The 16,226-nt window shown below is 70.2% G+C and carries 18 protein-coding genes and 1 pseudogene; 9 read left to right on the top strand and 10 right to left on the bottom strand.

Going from position 1 to position 16,226, the window contains the following annotated elements:
• Positions 1–198 precede the first annotated feature (198 nt).
• Together EF387_RS37970 and EF387_RS37975 are read left to right on the top strand one after the other, a co-directional pair.
• Complete coding sequence (locus EF387_RS37970; RefSeq protein WP_128381167.1) at positions 199–480, top strand: hypothetical protein; 282 nt, start codon at positions 199–201, stop codon at positions 478–480.
• Between the two features lie 122 nt (positions 481–602).
• Positions 603–1,016 (top strand): YciI family protein, encoded by a 414-nt coding sequence (locus tag EF387_RS37975; protein WP_128381168.1) that lies wholly within the window; start codon positions 603–605, stop codon positions 1,014–1,016.
• A 407-nt stretch (positions 1,017–1,423) separates the two neighbouring features.
• On the opposite strand, the gene EF387_RS37980 is transcribed toward EF387_RS37975, so the two are convergent.
• From EF387_RS37980 to EF387_RS37990, 3 genes are all read right to left on the bottom strand, one after another.
• Positions 1,424–1,840: a VOC family protein gene (locus EF387_RS37980; RefSeq protein ID WP_128381169.1), complete on the bottom strand. Its 417-nt coding sequence runs from the start codon at positions 1,838–1,840 to the stop codon at positions 1,424–1,426.
• Positions 1,841–1,849: 9 nt separating this feature from the next.
• Entirely contained in the window at positions 1,850–2,269 is a 420-nt protein-coding gene (locus EF387_RS37985; RefSeq protein ID WP_128381170.1) for a helix-turn-helix transcriptional regulator, read from the bottom strand.
• Between the two features lie 214 nt (positions 2,270–2,483).
• Positions 2,484–3,257, bottom strand: coding sequence for a class I SAM-dependent methyltransferase (locus EF387_RS37990; protein WP_162467280.1), 774 nt, complete (start codon positions 3,255–3,257; stop codon positions 2,484–2,486).
• Between the two features lie 114 nt (positions 3,258–3,371).
• Between EF387_RS37990 and EF387_RS37995 the strand changes: the two genes are divergently transcribed.
• Positions 3,372–4,001, top strand: coding sequence for a CGNR zinc finger domain-containing protein (locus EF387_RS37995; protein ID WP_128381172.1), 630 nt, complete (start codon positions 3,372–3,374; stop codon positions 3,999–4,001).
• On the opposite strand, the gene sodX is transcribed toward EF387_RS37995, so the two are convergent.
• Positions 3,905–4,339, bottom strand: a complete 435-nt coding sequence (gene sodX / locus EF387_RS38000) for a nickel-type superoxide dismutase maturation protease (protein ID WP_162467282.1) — start codon at positions 4,337–4,339, stop codon at positions 3,905–3,907. The genes EF387_RS37995 and sodX overlap by 97 nt on opposite strands.
• A 144-nt stretch (positions 4,340–4,483) precedes the next feature.
• On the opposite strand from sodX, the gene sodN reads away from it, so the two are divergent.
• Entirely contained in the window at positions 4,484–4,879 is a 396-nt protein-coding gene (gene sodN / locus EF387_RS38005; RefSeq protein ID WP_128381173.1) for a superoxide dismutase, Ni, read from the top strand.
• Between the two features lie 330 nt (positions 4,880–5,209).
• On the opposite strand, the gene EF387_RS38015 is transcribed toward sodN, so the two are convergent.
• Genes EF387_RS38015 through EF387_RS38025 form a run of 3 tightly spaced genes read right to left on the bottom strand, consistent with a single transcriptional unit; the run spans position 5,210 to position 7,935 of the window.
• Complete coding sequence (locus EF387_RS38015) at positions 5,210–6,013, bottom strand: amino acid ABC transporter ATP-binding protein (RefSeq protein WP_420802669.1); 804 nt, start codon at positions 6,011–6,013, stop codon at positions 5,210–5,212.
• Positions 6,010–6,945: an amino acid ABC transporter permease gene (locus tag EF387_RS38020; protein WP_128381175.1), complete on the bottom strand. Its 936-nt coding sequence runs from the start codon at positions 6,943–6,945 to the stop codon at positions 6,010–6,012. The genes EF387_RS38015 and EF387_RS38020 overlap by 4 nt, the downstream gene beginning before the upstream one ends.
• A gap of 33 nt (positions 6,946–6,978) precedes the next feature.
• Positions 6,979–7,935, bottom strand: coding sequence for an ABC transporter substrate-binding protein (locus EF387_RS38025; protein WP_128381176.1), 957 nt, complete (start codon positions 7,933–7,935; stop codon positions 6,979–6,981).
• A 608-nt stretch (positions 7,936–8,543) separates the two neighbouring features.
• Here EF387_RS38025 and EF387_RS38030 point away from each other — a divergent pair.
• The 4 genes from EF387_RS38030 (at position 8,544) to EF387_RS38045 (ending at position 12,056) form a co-directional block, all read left to right on the top strand.
• Positions 8,544–9,767, top strand: a complete 1,224-nt coding sequence (locus EF387_RS38030; protein ID WP_128381177.1) for an NAD(P)-dependent malic enzyme — start codon at positions 8,544–8,546, stop codon at positions 9,765–9,767.
• 373 nt (positions 9,768–10,140) lie between these two features.
• Entirely contained in the window at positions 10,141–11,106 is a 966-nt protein-coding gene (locus tag EF387_RS38035) for a zinc-binding dehydrogenase (protein WP_128381178.1), read from the top strand.
• A gap of 144 nt (positions 11,107–11,250) precedes the next feature.
• Entirely contained in the window at positions 11,251–11,460 is a 210-nt protein-coding gene (locus EF387_RS38040; RefSeq protein WP_121405930.1) for a helix-turn-helix domain-containing protein, read from the top strand.
• Positions 11,460–12,056 (top strand): Clp protease N-terminal domain-containing protein, encoded by a 597-nt coding sequence (locus tag EF387_RS38045; RefSeq protein WP_128381179.1) that lies wholly within the window; start codon positions 11,460–11,462, stop codon positions 12,054–12,056. Before EF387_RS38040 ends, EF387_RS38045 begins: the two co-directional genes overlap by 1 nt.
• Positions 12,057–12,468: 412 nt before the next feature.
• Here EF387_RS38045 and EF387_RS38050 read toward each other — a convergent pair whose 3' ends face one another.
• Positions 12,469–13,515 carry a PadR family transcriptional regulator gene (locus EF387_RS38050; RefSeq protein WP_128381180.1) on the bottom strand — a complete coding sequence of 349 codons (1,047 nt, stop codon included), beginning with the start codon at positions 13,513–13,515 and terminating at the stop codon, positions 12,469–12,471.
• 1 nt (position 13,516) lies between these two features.
• Entirely contained in the window at positions 13,517–14,584 is a 1,068-nt protein-coding gene (locus EF387_RS38055; RefSeq protein ID WP_128381181.1) for a DUF4097 family beta strand repeat-containing protein, read from the bottom strand.
• Between the two features lie 182 nt (positions 14,585–14,766).
• Here EF387_RS38055 and EF387_RS49515 point away from each other — a divergent pair.
• Positions 14,767–15,357: pseudogene (locus EF387_RS49515) on the top strand (hypothetical protein); the annotation flags it as partial.
• 624 nt (positions 15,358–15,981) lie between these two features.
• On the opposite strand, the gene EF387_RS38065 reads toward EF387_RS49515, so the two are convergent.
• Positions 15,982–16,164: a DUF6104 family protein gene (locus tag EF387_RS38065; protein WP_128381182.1), complete on the bottom strand. Its 183-nt coding sequence runs from the start codon at positions 16,162–16,164 to the stop codon at positions 15,982–15,984.
• Positions 16,165–16,226: the final 62 nt, after the last annotated feature.

Genomic DNA, 16,226 nt, shown 5'->3' on the forward strand with positions numbered 1-16,226 from the left:
ACCCGGGCGCGGCCGGATCGCCGGGGCCGGGCTCGCCCCGCCGCCCGCCGCCCGCCGCTCGCCTCCCGCCGTCGGCGGCGCTCCGCGGGCCGCTCTCCGCGCTCCGCGGGCAGCTTGCCGTGCCCGGCGCGGAGGCCGGACAACCGAGTTCTCGTACGCAGGAGCGCGCGCAAGCGCTGACCGCCCTACTCTGGTGTCATGGACAGCAAGGAACCCGTCTGTCCGATCTGCGGGCAGCCCGTCGCGAAAGTCCTCCGGCGCCACAAGACGCTGGGCGTGTTCGTCCCTGTCTGGAGGCCCGGCCCCTGCCGGAACCCGCGGTGCGAGGCCTATGAGGAGCAGGCGGAGCACACCCCCGCCCCTTCCTCCGCCCGCGTCACCGAGCCCGGCCCGCGGGGGCGGACCGAGCCCGCCCCGCCCGGCAAGGCCGAACCGTCCTCGCCCGGGAACTCCGCGCCCGCCTCCGACAAACCCGGATGAAGGTCCGCCGCCCCGCGCGTCGGACATCCATCCGGCCGGGTGTGTGGAAAAGCCGGGGGCGGCTCCGACGTCTCAGGTGAGAGCCGTCCACCACGGGCGGTCCGAGCCGAAGGAGCGGACTCATGAAGTACCTGATCATGCTGCAGGGCACGCAGGCCGACTACGAAGGCATGCGCGGCAAGGCCTCCGAGACCAGCCCCGCCTGGACCGAGGAGGAACTGCAGGCGATGTACGCCTTCATGGGCGGCGTCAACGACGACCTCGCCGAGTCCGGAGAATGGGTCGACGGCCAGGGTCTCTCCGAGCCCGCGCAGGCGAGGTGGGTCACCACCGACAACGACGGCAACCCCGTGATCACCGACGGGCCGTACGGCGAGACGGAGGAGGTGCTCGCCGGATACTGGGTCGTGGACTGCGCGAGCCTGGAGCGCGCCACCGAGATCGCCGCGCGGATCACCAAGTGCCCCGGTCCGCAGGGACTCACCGAGTACCCGATCGTGATCCGGCCCGTCCTGGACGGCGCGGGCGACATCTGAGGCCTTAGGGCTTGCCGGGAAATAACTTGCGTGCTCCAGGTCTTGACACCGCAGCTCAGGAGCGATGCTCGCCGACGAATTATTTATCGGCGAGCCCTTACGGGTCCTTTCACTATGCCCGCCCGGGTCGCGTGGTCTGGCACCGCTCCCCCAAGCTCTCGGCTGCGCTCGAGCAGGGGGCACCCCCATCGCCGCGTTGCCAAAAGGTCCTAGTAGCCCCGCTACGAGGACCTTCCGGCGCCTTGCGATGCACGGCACCAGACCACGCGACCTGATCGGACGCTCATAGTGAAAGGACCCCTTACGCGGCCGAGGACGCCGTCCAGGAGGCGCTTCCGACGACCGAGGCGGCACTTGCCCAACTGGCAGTGGTGGAAGGCCAGTTGCCGCTCACCAAGCCCGCGGCATCAGCTCTTCCCGCGCTCCATGAAGCGCAGCAGGTTGCCCGCCGGGTCCCGGAAGGCGCAGTCGCGGACGCCGTACGGCTGGTCCATCGGCTCCTGGAGGACGTCCGCGCCGGCCTCCCGGACTCGGGCGAAGAGCGCGTCGCAGTCCTCCGTGGTGAAGATGACCCCCCGCAGCAGGCCCTTGGCGAGCAGCTCCGCAATGGCGCGGCGGTCGGCCGGGGAAGTGTCCGGGCTGGCCGCGGGCGGCTCCAGGACGATCTCCACGTCCGGTTGCAGCGGCGATCCGACCGTCACCCAGCGCATGCCCTCGAAGCCCACGTCGCCCCGGACTTCGAGGCCGAGGACGTCGCGATAGAACGCCAGCGCCTTGTCATGGTCGTCGACGGCGATGAAACACTGAGCCAGTTTGAGGTCCATGACCTCACGCTAGGCGCGATCGGCTCGGTCCGCCCACCGGTTCCGTACGGGGCGGGTGTACATGCGGGCCACGCACGGGGGTATCGCCGCGACCTCCTCGTGGTCGCGCGCCCGGTACGCGCTCGGCGTCTCGCCGACCAGCTCCGTGAAGCGCGAACTGAACGAGCCCAGCGAGGTGCACCCCACCGCCAGACACACCTCCGTCACGCTCAGGTCGCCCCGCCGCAGCAGCGCCTTCGCGCGCTCCACGCGGCGCGTCATCAGATAGCCGTACGGAGTCTCCCCGAAGGCCGCGCGAAAACTGCGCGCGAAGTGGCCGGGCGACATCAACGCCGTCCGCGCGAGCGCCGGCACGTCCAACGGCAGCGCGTACTCCCGGTCCATCCGGTCCCGCGCCCGCCGCAACCGCACCAGGTCCTCCAGCGTCATGCCACCAGCATGGCACGCCCCACTGACACAACAGCCGGTCGTCGCGCGGCAGGTGCCTGGACAACTCGACCCGCGTGACCAGCAGCCGACCTTCCTCGTCGATGGCGGTCACCGACTGTCCTGAGCGCGGCGAAGATCCCTCCGTCCTGAGCGGAGCGGTGACCGTCCGTCCTGATGGGAGCGGTCACCGTCCACAGGTCCGGGCCGAACGGCGTCACTTCAGTGCGAGTACCAGGGCGTCGGACGGTGACCGCCAGACCGGGCGGGCCTCCCCGAACCCCTTCTCGCGCAGGACGCGCGTGTGCCACTCGACGGACGGGGTCTCTCCATCGGCGTGCTCGCCGTAGATCTCGAAGCGGCTGGCCGTGGGCTCCCCCAGGACCGGGTCCTGGGCGGCCAGCGCCCACCACTCGGACCAGTCGGGGACGCCGTCCCGCTTGGCCTGATCCATCCGCGCGTGCCGCAGCGCCCTCTCGGCCGCGTTGATCCGGGGCGTCGACTCGTCGATCATGTGGTCCGCGTTCATGAAGACCCCGCCGGCGCGGACGAGTTCCGCGATCTGGCCGTAGAGGACCGCAAGGGGTTCGGTGTGCAGCCAGTGCAGGGCGGTGGCCGTCAGGACGGCGTCGTACGACTCGTACGGCAGCCGCTCGGGCCACCGTGGGTCCTTGAGGTCCGCCGTGACGAGGGTGACCCGGTCGTCTCCGGTGAAGGTGCCCCCGGCGATGGCGAGCAGCGCGGGGTCGAGGTCGACGCCCGTGCTGACGGCTCCGGGGAACCGTTGGAGGAGCCGTGCCGTGATACTTCCCGTACCGCACGCGAGGTCCAGGACGCGTGGTTCGGTGCCCACCAGGGCCTCGACCATGTCCAGCATCACCCGGAAGCGTTCCTCGCGGTCCGGCAGGTACAACTCCTGCTGCCGGTCCCAGCTGCGCTGCCAGGCCTGCCAGTCGGCCCCGGACGCGGTCGTGCCCGTCAGCTCCGTCATCGCGACCCTCCCTGCTCCACCGTGTGACCACGCCATTGCGTAATACCCTGGAACGGCGATCAGGCATTACCTGATCGCACCCACGACAATAGAGCGCCCTCGTAAGGACTACAAGTGGAACTGGCCTATTACTCGGACTATGCCGTGCGCCTCGTCAACACCGAGGAACCGGTCCGGGGCAAGGACACGCTCACCTCGGTCGAGGCCGTCCGCGACCTCTTCGGCGGCAACTCCACCGCGGCCCGCCGCGCCACGGACGCCGACGTCACCCGCTTCCGGGGCGTACGGGGCCGGCTGCGCGCGGTCTTCGAAGCCGCGGACGGCGGCGACGAGACGCTCGCCGTGGACCTGCTGAACTCGCTCCTGCTGGAGTTCCCGGTCAGCCCTCAGATCGCCGGTCACGACTTCCGTGACGACGACGGCCGCCCGCTGTGGCACATGCATCTCGCCGACCACCCGTCGAACGCGACCGCCGGCTTCGCCGCCATCGCCGCGATGGGGCTCGCCTTCCACCTCACCGAGTACGGCGTGGACCGGCTCGGTCTGTGCGAGGCCGCGCCGTGCCGCAACGCCTACCTCGACACCTCGACCAACCGCTCCCGGCGCTACTGCTCGGACCGCTGTGCCACCCGGGCCAACGTCGCCGCCTACCGCGCCCGCAAGCGCCTCGAGGCCGATCGGTCGGAGAACACCGGGCGCACCGCCGACACCAGCCAGCGGGCGAGCGCCAACGGCGAACGCTGACCCGGCTTGAGGGGCCGGTAGCGGAAGCGCACCTTCCCGAGGACGAGGTCCTCCGGGACGGTGCCGTAGTCCGTGCTGTCCCCGCCCGCGTACGCGTTGTCACCGAGCACCCACCAGCCGCTCCCACGCCGCTCGGCCGCGCGCTTGACCACCAGCAGGTCCTGCTGGAAGGGATGGCGCAGAATCACCACGTCACCCGGCCCGATCCGGGCCCCGTAGTGCACGACCAGCAGATCTCCGTGATGCAGCGTCGGCACCATCGACGGGCCGGACACCTCGGCGGCTCCCAACGGCACGACCCACCTCCCGCGCTCGGTCTCCTGCGTCAGCTCCGGCATCACCGGCACCTCCCCGGTTCCGTCCTCCACAGTCTCAGTCTGACCCCGGACTTTTGTCCTAAGCCCATGGGGGCACTCGCGAAAACCCCTCCCGCAGGGAGTAATGTCCCACCTGAGAAGACGATCACGAGGAAGGACAGCTCCATGCTCTCCCGCCTGTTTGCCCCAAAGGTCACCGTCAGCGCCCACTGCGACCTGCCCTGTGGCGTTTACGACCCGGCCCAGGCCCGCATCGAGGCGGAGTCGGTGAAGGCCGTACAGGAGAAGATGGCCGCCAACGACGATCCGCACTTCCAGGCGCGCGCCACCGTCATCAAGGAGCAGCGCGCCGAACTCGCCAAGCACCACGTTTCGGTGCTGTGGAGTGACTACTTCAAGGCTCCGCACTTCGAGAAGTACCCGGAGCTGCACCAGCTGGTCAACGACGCCCTCAAGGCACTCTCCGCCGCCAAGGGGTCCACCGACCCGGCGACCGGGCAGAAGGCACTCGACTACATCGCCCAGATCGACAAGATCTTCTGGGAGACCAAGAAGGCCTGACCTTTGGCCAGGCCGTCTGACCCGCGGTTTCGCGGGTCGCACCGCTCATCTGTCCGCACCCGGACCACAGGCCGCCGAACACGGCGGCCGTGACGGTCCGGGTGCGGTCTTCTTCGCCCGGTTCTTCACCCGGTTCCTTCGCCAGGCCACAAGTGGCCGGACTGACGCGACCACGAGGTGCCACGCGGACTCGCCCGCCGTGCTCTCAGCGTTCCAGCCCGCCCGGTACAGGTCGATGACGGGCGTTCCGGTGCGGTTTCCGTCAGTGGGATCCGCGATGCGGGGTCGGTCGTTCAGCACCGACCCCCAACTGCGTGAGTGATCCTCCGCCTACAGCACCTTGGACAGGAACGACTGCGTCCGCTGGTGCTGAGGGTTCGTCAGAACATCACGGGGGTTGCCGGATTCGACCACCACCCCGCCGTCCATGAAGACCAGCGAGTCGCCGACCTCGCGGGCGAAGCCCATCTCGTGGGTGACGACGATCATCGTCATGCCGGACTCCGCGAGGTCGCGCATGACGTCCAGGACGTCACCGACCAGCTCCGGGTCGAGGGCCGAGGTCGGCTCGTCGAAGAGCATCAGCTTCGGGTCCATCGCCAGCGCCCGGGCGATCGCCACGCGCTGCTGCTGTCCGCCGGAGAGCTGCGAGGGGTAGCTGCCGGCCTTGTCGGCGAGGCCCACCCGCTCCAGGAGCTGGTGCGCCCGCTCCCGCGCCTGGGCCCTGTTGATGCCCTTGACCTGGATCGGCGCCTCGATGACGTTCTCCAGGGCGGTCATGTGCGGGAACAGGTTGAAACGCTGGAACACCATGCCGATGTCCCGGCGCTTCAGGGACACCTCGCTGTCCTTGAGCTCGTAGAGTTTGTCGCCCTTCTGCCGGTAGCCGACCAGTTCGCCGTCGACGTACAGCCGGCCGGCGTTGATCTTCTCCAGGTGGTTGATGCACCTCAGGAAGGTCGACTTGCCGGAGCCGGAGGGGCCGATGAGGCAGAAGACCTCACCGGTCCTCACCTCGAGGTCGATGCCTTTGAGGACCTCGACCAGACCGAAGGACTTGTGGACGCCTTCGGCCTTGACCATGGGGGCGCCGGAACTCGTCTGCCGCGCCCCGGAGTTCACCTTCTCGGTCATGCCGTGGCCTTCTTACGGGTCGACAGGGAGAAGACGTTCGCCCTGATCTTCTGGAACGGCGTCGGGGGGAGGCTGCGGCTGGAACCGCGCGCGTAGTACCGCTCGATGTAGTACTGGCCGACGCTGAGGATCGAGGTCATGATCAGGTACCAGGCGGCGGCGAGGAAGTACATCTCCACCGGGGCGCCGGATGTCTGACCGATGTCCTGGGCGTAGCGGAAGAGTTCGGTGTACTGGACCACCGACACCAGCGAGGTCGTCTTCAGCATGTTGATGACCTCGTTGCCCGTGGGCGGCACGATCACCCGCATCGCCTGCGGGATCACGATCCGGCGCAGGGTCTTGCCGTGGCTCATGCCGAGGGCGTTCGCCGCCTCGGTCTGGCCCTCGTCGACCGAGAGCAGACCCGCACGGCAGATCTCGGCCATGTACGCGGCCTCGTTCAGGCCCAGGCCGAGCAGCGCCGTCAGCAGCGGCGTCATGAAGTCGGACCAGTAGTCCTTGTAGATCGGTCCGAGGTTGATGTACTCGAAGACCAGGCCCAGGTTGAACCAGACGACGAGCTGGACCAGGACCGGGGTGCCCCGGAAGAACCAGATGTAGAACCAGGCGATGGACGAGGTCACAGGGTTCTTCGACAGCCGCATGACGGCGAGGATGATGCCGCCGACGATGCCGATCACCATCGACAGCACCGTGAGCAGGAGCGTCTGGCCGACGCCCTTGAGGATGCGCTCGTCGAAGAAATAGTCGGGGACGGCGCTCCAGTTGATCTTGCCCTGTGCGAAGGCGTAGATGATCGAGGCCAGCAGGCCGAGCGCGATGACCGCGGAGATGTACCGCCCGTAGTGCCGGACCGGAATGGCCTTGATGGCTTCCGGTCCGGCCGGGGGCGTGTCCTCCGGGGCTGTTTTGTCGATGTCAACAGTCACGGGTGTTGCCTTCCAGTGCCGCGGGTCGCGCGGTCACTTGCCTCCGTTGATGGTGGCTTCCTGCACCGCGCCGTCCTGGACACCCCACTTGTCGATGATCTTCTTGTACTCGCCGTTCTTGATGATCGCGTCGAGCGCGGCCTTCAGGGCGTCCCGCAGCTCGGTGTTGTTCTTGGCCACCGCGATGCCGTACGGGGCGGCCTCGACCTGCTCGCCGACGATCTGGAAGTCGTTGCCGCCGCCCGAGGTCTTCACGGCGTACGCGGCGACCGGGAAGTCCGAGGAGCCGGCGTTGGCGCCGCCCGCGCGGACCCGGGTCTGGGCCTGCTGGTCGTTGTCGTACGCCTCGATGGTGATCTTCTTCCCGCCCGTGCACTTCTTGGTCTCGGCCTTGGCGAGGTCCTCGGAGACCGTGCCGCGCTGCACCGCGATCTTCTTGCCGCACAGGTCGGACCAGCTCTTGATGCCCTGGTCGTTGCCCTTCTTGGTGTAGATCGAGACACCGGCGGTGAAGTAGTCGACGAAGTCGACGCCCTCGCCGACCTTCTTGCCCGTCTCGGAGTCGATGCCCTCCTGGCGGTCCTTGGTGTCGGTCATCGCGGACATGGCGATGTCATAGCGCTTGGAGCGCAGACCGGTGATCAGCGTGTCGAAGGTTCCGTTCTGGAAGTCGAACCTCACCCCGAGCTGCTTGCCCATCGCGGCGGCGAGGTCGGGGTCGATACCGACCGTCTTGCCGGAGCTGTCCTTGAACTCGACGGGCGCGTAGGCGATGTCCGAGCCGACCTTGATGACACCGGCGTCCCGGATCGCCTTGGGGAGCTGATCGGCGAGCGGAGCCGATTCGGTGGTTGTGCTGCCGCCCGAGTCGTTGTCCTTGGTCTGGTCACCGCAGCCGGTGAGCAGCAGGGTGCCCGCGACCGCGATTGCGCCGACCGCGGCTATCCGGGAGCGCGCGGCGGTCGTACGGCGGGTGGTGCTGGCGGTCATGGTGGGTCCTCCGGCGGATGGATGGAGTTGCCTATGGTCACGAGAACACACGCCGTCGGGTGTCGCGACCTCGTTCGATTACCGCATCTTGCCATTTGGACTTGGGCATTCTGGTGACCGTTGATGTCAAAATCGGGTAACGGGTGAACCCGAACCGCCTCAGGCCCGTAGATAGCGCCGGACCTTGTGCGGGAATCGGTCCCTCCGGCCGGAAGATCTTCGGCCACTGCTGGGGGACGTGAACGCCTCACGAGGGGTCTTTCGGGTGGACTTCGGGGGACTTCTGGGTGGCCTTGAGGTGACGCTGAGGTGTCCTTCCCTGGGCGGACGTGCACGGACGGTCGTCGACCGTTCGGCGTACGGGGTCTCGTTTCGGCCATCGTTACGGGCCGACCTCGTGTGATCTTCGAGGCATCGACTCGTCGGGGGCCCCTTCTGTCCGGTAAGAAGGTTCCTTACACCCCTCATCCGGGGCTCAGGGCGCGTGTGCGGCGCGCCCGTCGCGCCAGGCCGCCCGTACGTATCACTTACCGGGCCTCGCGCGGTGCCCGCCCACCCCTCACCAGGAGTGGTCACCCTCAACTATTGAAGATTTAAGGGGTAAACAAGTGGCAGCGGAGATCGTCAATCCTCGCAGCGACAGCAATACGGACCAGGACGGCGGGGCGGAGCCCCTCGATTCCTTCGACCCGGCATTCGCCCTGCACCGGGGCGGCAAGATGGCCGTGCAGGCCACCGTGCCGCTGCGCGGCAAGGACGACCTGTCCCTGGCCTACACGCCCGGTGTCGCCAAAGTGTGCAGCGCCATCGCCGACCAGCCGGACCTCGTCCACGACTACACATGGAAGTCGTCCGTGGTGGCCGTCGTGACGGACGGCACGGCCGTGCTCGGCCTCGGTGACATCGGGCCGGAGGCCTCCCTCCCGGTCATGGAGGGCAAAGCGATCCTCTTCAAGCAGTTCGGCGGGGTCGACGCGGTCCCGATCGCGCTCGACTGCACCGGCGTGGACGAGATCGTCGAGACCGTCGCCCGAATGGCGCCGTCCTTCGGCGGCGTCAACCTGGAGGACATCTCGGCACCGCGCTGCTTCGAGATCGAGCGGAAGCTGCAGGAGCGGCTGGACATCCCGGTCTTCCACGACGACCAGCACGGCACGGCCGTGGTGACGCTGGCGGCGCTGCGCAACGCCGCGAAGCTGACCGGGCGTGGCCTGGGCGATCTGCGGGCCGTCATCTCGGGTGCCGGCGCGGCCGGGGTCGCCATCGCGAAGTTCCTGCTGGAGGCCGGGCTCGGGGATGTCGCGGTCGCGGACCGCAAGGGCATCGTCTCGACGGACCGGGACGACCTCACGCCGGTGAAGCGGGAGCTGGCCGAGCTCACCAACAAGGCCGGCATCTCGGGCTCGCTGGAGGCTGCCCTGGAGGGCGCGGACGTCTTCATCGGGGTCTCCGGCGGTACGGTGCCGGAGCCGGCGGTGGCGTCGATGGCCGAGGGCGCGTTCGTGTTCGCCATGGCCAACCCGAACCCCGAGGTGCACCCGGACATCGCCCACCAGTACGCGGCGGTCGTCGCCACCGGGCGCTCCGACTTCCCCAACCAGATCAACAACGTGCTGGCCTTCCCCGGGATCTTCGCGGGGGCGCTGCAGGTGCGGGCCTCGCGGATCACGGAGGGGATGAAGATCGCCGCGGCCGAGGCGCTGGCCGGGGTCGTCGGGGACGACCTCGCCGCGGACTACGTGATCCCCTCACCGTTCGACGAGCGAGTCGCTCCCGCCGTCACGGCCGCGGTCGCTGCGGCGGCGCGTGCGGAGGGTGTCGCGCGGCGTTAGCCGCACGCCACGTCGCTCGGCCTCGGCGCGCGCCACGTCGTCCGGCGTCGGTGCACGCCGCTTCGCCCGGCGTCACCGCGGGCCGTGCGGCCGCGTCGCGCGGCGTGTTGGTTGTGCGCCGCGTTGGGTGGGCTGCGTGGCGCCGTCGTGTGGTGCCGTCGCGAGGCGTCGGTGCTCGCCCCGGAGGCCGGCTTTTTCGCCGTGCTTTTCGGGGCGCTCGGCTCGTGAGCGACTGCGGATTGTCGCCGGCTGTTCGCGCCCACGCGGCCGAGCCGCCCAACGGCACAGCCCCGCGCCCCTCAGGGGCGCGGGGGACGTGTGTCACAGGCACGTCCCATTCCGCTGATCAACTGGGCCCCCTATCGTCGGGGCCATGTTCGCTGCCTACGCCGCCCGCATCGACCGCGACCAGCCGCTCAGCGGCCTCGAACTGGGGGAACGCCCTGCGCCCGAGGCCCGCCCGGGCTGGACGACCGTGAACGTCAAGGCCGCCTCGCTCAACCACCACGACCTGTGGTCGCTGCGCGGTGTCGGCCTCGGCGAGGACAAACTCCCGATGATCCTCGGCTGTGACGCCGCCGGGATCGACGAGGACGGCAACGAGGTCGTCCTCCACTCCGTCATCGGCCAGACCGGCCACGGCGTGGGCCCCCGCGAGCCCCGCTCCATCCTCACCGAGCGCTACCAGGGCACCTTCGCCGAACAGGTGTCCGTGCCGACCTGGAACCTCCTGCCCAAGCCCGCGGGCCTCTCCTTCGAGGAGGCCGCCTGTCTGCCCACCGCCTGGCTGACGGCGTACCGGATGCTCTTCACCAACGCCGGTGTACGCCCCGGCGACGCGGTTCTCGTGCAGGGCGCCGGCGGCGGGGTGGCCACGGCCGCCATCGTCCTCGGCAAAGCGGCGGGGCTGCGCGTCTACGCCACCAGCCGCGACGAGGCCAAGCGCAAGCGGGCCGTCGAACTCGGTGCGGTGGACGCGGTGGAGCCGGGGGCACGGCTGCCGCAGCGGGTGGACGCGGTCATCGAGACGGTCGGCGCGGCCACCTGGTCGCACTCCATCAAGTCCCTGCGCCCCGGAGGGACCCTGGTCATCTCCGGCGCGACCAGCGGCGACCGTCCCTCGCACGCCGAACTCACCCGGATCTTCTTCCTGGAGCTCAGGATCGTCGGTTCCACCATGGGCACGAAGGACGAACTGGAGGATCTGCTCGCCTTCTGCGCCACGACCGGTGTGCGGCCCGTCATCGACGAGGTCCTTCCGCTGGACCGCGCCCGCGAAGGCTTCGAACGGATGGCCTCGGGCGGCCAGTTCGGGAAGATCGTGCTGACGCCGGCCTAGTCACTCAAGGCTGCTGTATGTCTCCCTGTGGCGGGCTCGGTCTTCCGAGTCCGCCACGGGTCTTTCTCACGTCGCCACGGGTCTTTCTGACGCCGCTTGTCAACTCGGGTTGACGGATCGGGAGTGTCAACGTAAGTTGACGTCATGACCGAAGCAACGGATCTCGCCGAGCGAGCGGGCGACCGCGATCCGCGGGTCGGCCTGCGGGCCGTCTCCGCTCTGCGGCGGCTGCTGGAGCAACTCGAAGCCGTGCAGGTGCGCAGTGCTCGCAACCAGGGCTGGTCGTGGCAGGAGATCGCCGCGGAGCTCGGTGTGAGCAGGCAGGCCGTGCACAAGAAGTACGGGAGGCAGTGATGTTCGAGCGATTCACCAAGGACGCGCGCGCCGTGGTCACCGAGGCCGTGGTGCACGCGAAACGGGCCGGCGCGGAAACCGTCGAGGAGACGCACCTCCTCCTCGCCCTGCTCGACCGCAAGGGCAGTCGGGGCTCCTTCGCGCTGACCTCGCTCGGGCTCCCCGCCCGGCGCGGGTCGGTGGAGCGGGCGCTCGCGGAGGCCCGCCGCCGTGGGGGACTGTCCCGCGCCGACGCGGACGCCCTCTCCGGGCTGGGGATCGACCTCTCGGAGATCGTGTCCCGGGTCGAAGAGGCACACGGGCAGGGGGCGTTGAAGGCCGAGCGCTCCGGAACCGGTGGTGGCGGCACGGGCCGACGCCGGGGCCTGGTCCGGCGGTCCGGCCACCGGCCCTTCACTCGGGGTGCCAAGGACCTCCTGACGGATTCCCTGCGCATCGCCCTGGCGAACCGTGACCGCTCCATCGGCGACGAACACCTCCTCCTGGCCATCACGGCCCGGCCCGGCGTCCCGGCCGAAGTCCTGGCCGACCACGGCGTGACCTATGAGTCGGTGCGGCGGGTGCTGTACGGCGGGGGCGAGGCGAAGGCGGGCTGAGGGCCCGAGGGCCCGAGGGCGGGATTGGGGGCCGTAAGCCGAGGGTTTGGGCGAGGGGCGAGGGGCGAGGGGCGGGGCTGGGGCGAGGGGCGGGGCTGGGGCGAGGGCCGAAGGGCGGGGCCGGGGCCGTAAGCCGAGGGGGTGTGGCTCGGAGACTGAGGACTGGGGATGGCGGACGGAGAGGCTGGGGAAGCGGGCAGAGGTGGCGAGCGGGGCCGAGGGGCTGGGGCTGAGGGCCTCGGAGGGCGAGGGGGGCGGAGAGGGTGGGGCTGAGGGCCCGGGAGAGCGGGCCGAGGGGGTGGGGCTCAGGTGCTGCCTTCGTTCCCTTCGCCCCTGCCCGTCCGGTGCCGTCCCCGGGGCTCTGCCCCGGGTGAAGTGCCTTCCCGACCCGCTGTACCCGCTGTCCCGGGCCTCAGCTTCGAGGCGTTCGGAGCAGTGCTCCGATGTGGGCCGCCGCCGTCGACAGATGGTGGCGGGCCTCCCGGAGCTGGGGCTCGGTCACGCCGTGGTCGCGGGCCGCGTCACGGATGTCGTCGCGGAAGCGGTCCAGGAGGCGGTCCAGGTCGCGGGCCGGGTCACCGGTGGGGTCCTCGTGGGCCCAGGCCGGCTCGTAGTCCGCCGGGAAGTCGTCACGGGTCGCCGTGTACTCCGGGGCCGGCTCCGACGTCCGGCCGAAGCCGAAGTCCTTGCCGAGGTTCCTGCCCATGTCCTTGCCGAAGTCGCCGAACTCCTTGGCCAGTTCGGTGAGGCCCTCGCGTACCCCGGTGGGCCAGTCGCCCCGTGCGAAGTGGTCCTGCACGGTCTCCTGGACGTGCTTCGCGATGCGCTGGACCTCCTCCTGCGCCTGTGTCCGTGCCCGTTCCTGTGCCTCCTTGGCCTGTCGGCGTGCCCGCTGAGCCTCCTCGCGCGCCCGCCGGCTCTCGTCCTTCGCCCGCCGGGCCTGTTCCTTCCACTCCTGCTTGGCGCGGCGCATCTCTTCCTTCGCGGCACGCCAGGCCTCCTTGTCACCGAACTCGCCCCACTCGCCGAACGGCCCCTCGCCGCCCTGCCCCTTGGCGTCGGCCGAGCCGCGGCGGGCCTCGCTGGCCGCGGCCCGCATCTCGCGGCGCAGGTCCCCGGCCGCCCCCCGGACGTCCGCGCGGATCTCCGCCGCGAGCTCAGCCACCGACTCACGGATCTCCAGCTCCAGATCGGCCAGTTCGCCACTGCGGTCGGCCAGTTCGGCACGGCCCGCGTCGGTGATCGCGTACACCTTGCGGCCGCCCTCGGTGGTGTGGGTGACCAGCCCCTCGGCCTCCAGCTTCGCCAGCCGCGGGTACACGGTGCCCGCCGACGGTGCGTACAGGCCCTGGAAGCGCTCCTCCAGCAGCCGGATCACCTCGTACCCATGGCGTGGTGCCTCGTCCAGCAGCTTCAGCAGATACAGCCGCAGTCGTCCGTGTGCGAAGACGGGGGGCATGTCAGAGCACCTTCTTGTCGGTCGGGGCCTCGGTCGAGTCCTTCGAATCGGTCGCCGCGTCCCGCGGGGCGGTGGTGCTCGCCGTGTCGTTCCCGGCGCTGCTGCCGTGCTGCGCCTCGCCCCCCGATACGGCCTCTTCCGGCCCCGCGTTCTGCGTCCTGGCATCATGCGGCATCGCGCCGCCGGGTATTGAATCGGCTGGTCCCGGGCTTGCAGGCTTCTCGGTGGGCCGCTCCGCACCCCCGTCCCAGGGTTCCTCCTTCGTGGGGGGCCTCCGTAGCAGGGCGATCGAGCCGGACGCCGTCGTAGCCTTGAGCTTGCCGTTGCCCGCGCCCAGGCGGCCCGTGATCTTCTTCGCGCCCCACTGGCCGGTCACCCTCAGGTCCTCGAATGCGCTGGAGACCGCCCCGCTCGCGGTGTTCGCCTCCACCTCCGCGTCCGCCGGGTGGGGCAGACGGATGGCGATCTCGCCGGAGACGTTCGCCAGGCTGATGTCCGTGGGCCGGCCAGCCGGGTCCAGGTCCACGATCATCGAGCCGCTCACCGATTCGGCCTTCACGGAGGAACCCGCGCCCTCCACGACGGTCAGGTCCCCGGAGACCGAGCTGAACCGGAGGTCCCCCGTGACGGCCTGTGCTTCCAGGTTTCCGGACACCGTCTCCACGCGGACCGGGCCGGAGAGGCCGACCAGGGTGGTGTCCCCGTTGACCCCCTTGACCTGGGTCCGGCCCTCGATCCCCGACACCATCGCGCCGGCGCCGAGCATGCCCACCTCCACGCTCGTGTCGGCGGGGACGGCCAGGGAGACCACCACGTGGCGCCGCCGACCTTTGCGGTCCAGCCACTTCAGCATCCCGGGCCAGGGCAGGTCCTCGTAGGACACCGTCAGGGTGCCGCCCTCGTGGGTCACCACCAGGGGCGGGCCCTCGATCTCCGAGACCTGGAGCCTGGCGGAAACCCCTTCGGTGCCCACGACGTTGACCGTTCCGTTGACGATGCGTACGTGGAGCTCCGTCACGGGGGCGTCGACGACGAGCTTCTTGGGCTCTGCGACGGACCACTCTGACATGGCACTGACCTCCTCGAACCCTGCCTGCCGCGTGACGCGCCATATCGCGTCTTCTCTACACACGATATATCGCGGAAAGGGAAAGTCAAGGCACTCCTTCGGGTGGGCCCGACGGCGAGGATGTGCCGCTCATCCCTCGTATACGCCAGTCAAAACGGCACAAATTGCCCTAGCGTAAAACCATGCCATTCGCTGCGTCCCGCCTCAGGGCCGCTCCCGGAGCCGCTCCCGGGGCGTTGCTGCTGTGCCGGGCCGACCCGACGGCAGTCGCCCCCGTCGCCCGGCTCCTGCGGGAGCCCATGCTCGTCGTCGCGGCGGGCGACGGGTGGAGTGTGCTCGTACCGGAAGCGACACCCTGGTCACCCGAGGGGGAGCCGGTCGAGCGGGTGCTCAGCGGGTGGGCCTCCGCCCTGGCCGTCGCCGGGGGCTGGCCCGTGCTGGCCCTGTGGTGGGAGCCCGACCACAGCGGCTACACCCTGGCCTCGGGCTTCCGCCGCCCCGTCGGCTACGAGTGGCTCGCGGGCGGCACGCCGTTGGGCGAGGACGAGGCGATGCGCACCTTCGCGGGCCGTCTGGGCCTGGATCCCGTACTCGATGTACAGGCCCTGGACGCGCTGACCAAAGGGGACGTCGACGTGGACGCCCGGAAGCGGCTGCTCGGGCTGCTGGCCGTCCTCGAGCGTGCGGGAGTGGCACTGCCCGGCGGGCTCACTCCGGGTGAGTCCGCAGAGCGCCTCCGCGAGGTCGCGCTCGCGTTGGCCGGGGCCCGGCGCACCACCGAGCCGATCACCGAGGGAACCACCGAACCGATCGGCGAGCGAACCACGGAACCGATCGGCGAGCGCGCCGGCGAGCGGAAAACCGAGCGGATCACTGAACGGCACGGCGGACGGCACGGCGAACGGCGCGGCGAACGGAAAGACGAGCCCGCCGGCGAGCGCACCAGTGAGTCGGCCGATCGTGACGACGTGCCCGAGTCGGCCGATCGTGACGACGTGCCCGAGTCGGCCGACCGCGACGACGTGCCCCAGTCGGCCGACCGCGACGACGTGCCCGCAAGGGCCGGTACCGGCCGGGGGCTGTGGCCGCACTGGACGCGGCGGACCGAGGCGCAGACGCTGGCCGTCGTCGAGCTGGCCGTCGGGCTCCCGCTCGCCGTATGGGGCGCACGGCACCGCGACGGCGGCTGGTTCACGGCGGGGGCGCTCCTCGCGGCGCACGGTGCGCTCGGGCTCTCGTACGCTCTCGCGCGCCCCCGGGACTGACCGAGACCGACCCCAGCGACCCCGCTACCCCCGCCGCTCCCGCCGACCGCGCCGGAGTGCCTGCCCTGCCCGGCGGCGGGCGTGGTGATCGACCTGACGCTGCCTGCCGCTGCGCGTCGTCCCCGTCTGCCCCTACTCGTCGTCGTCCTCGTCGTCCAGCCGCGCCAGCCAGGTCGCCAGCCGCTCCACCGGCACCTCGAAGTCGGGGTTCAGGTCGACGAAGGTGCGCAGCTGCTCGGCGAGCCACTCGAAGGTGATCTCTTCTTCGCCGCGCCGCTTCTCCAGCTCCTCGATGCCACGGTCGGTGAAGTACACGGCTGCTCTCCTGGGACGGACCGGGACGGCCCCGGTGGTCGGACGTGTCGGACGTACCCCTC

The sequence above is a fragment of the Streptomyces cavernae genome, assembly GCF_004023625.1.
In the GTDB taxonomy this organism is placed as follows: Bacteria; Actinomycetota; Actinomycetes; order Streptomycetales; family Streptomycetaceae; genus Streptomyces; species Streptomyces cavernae.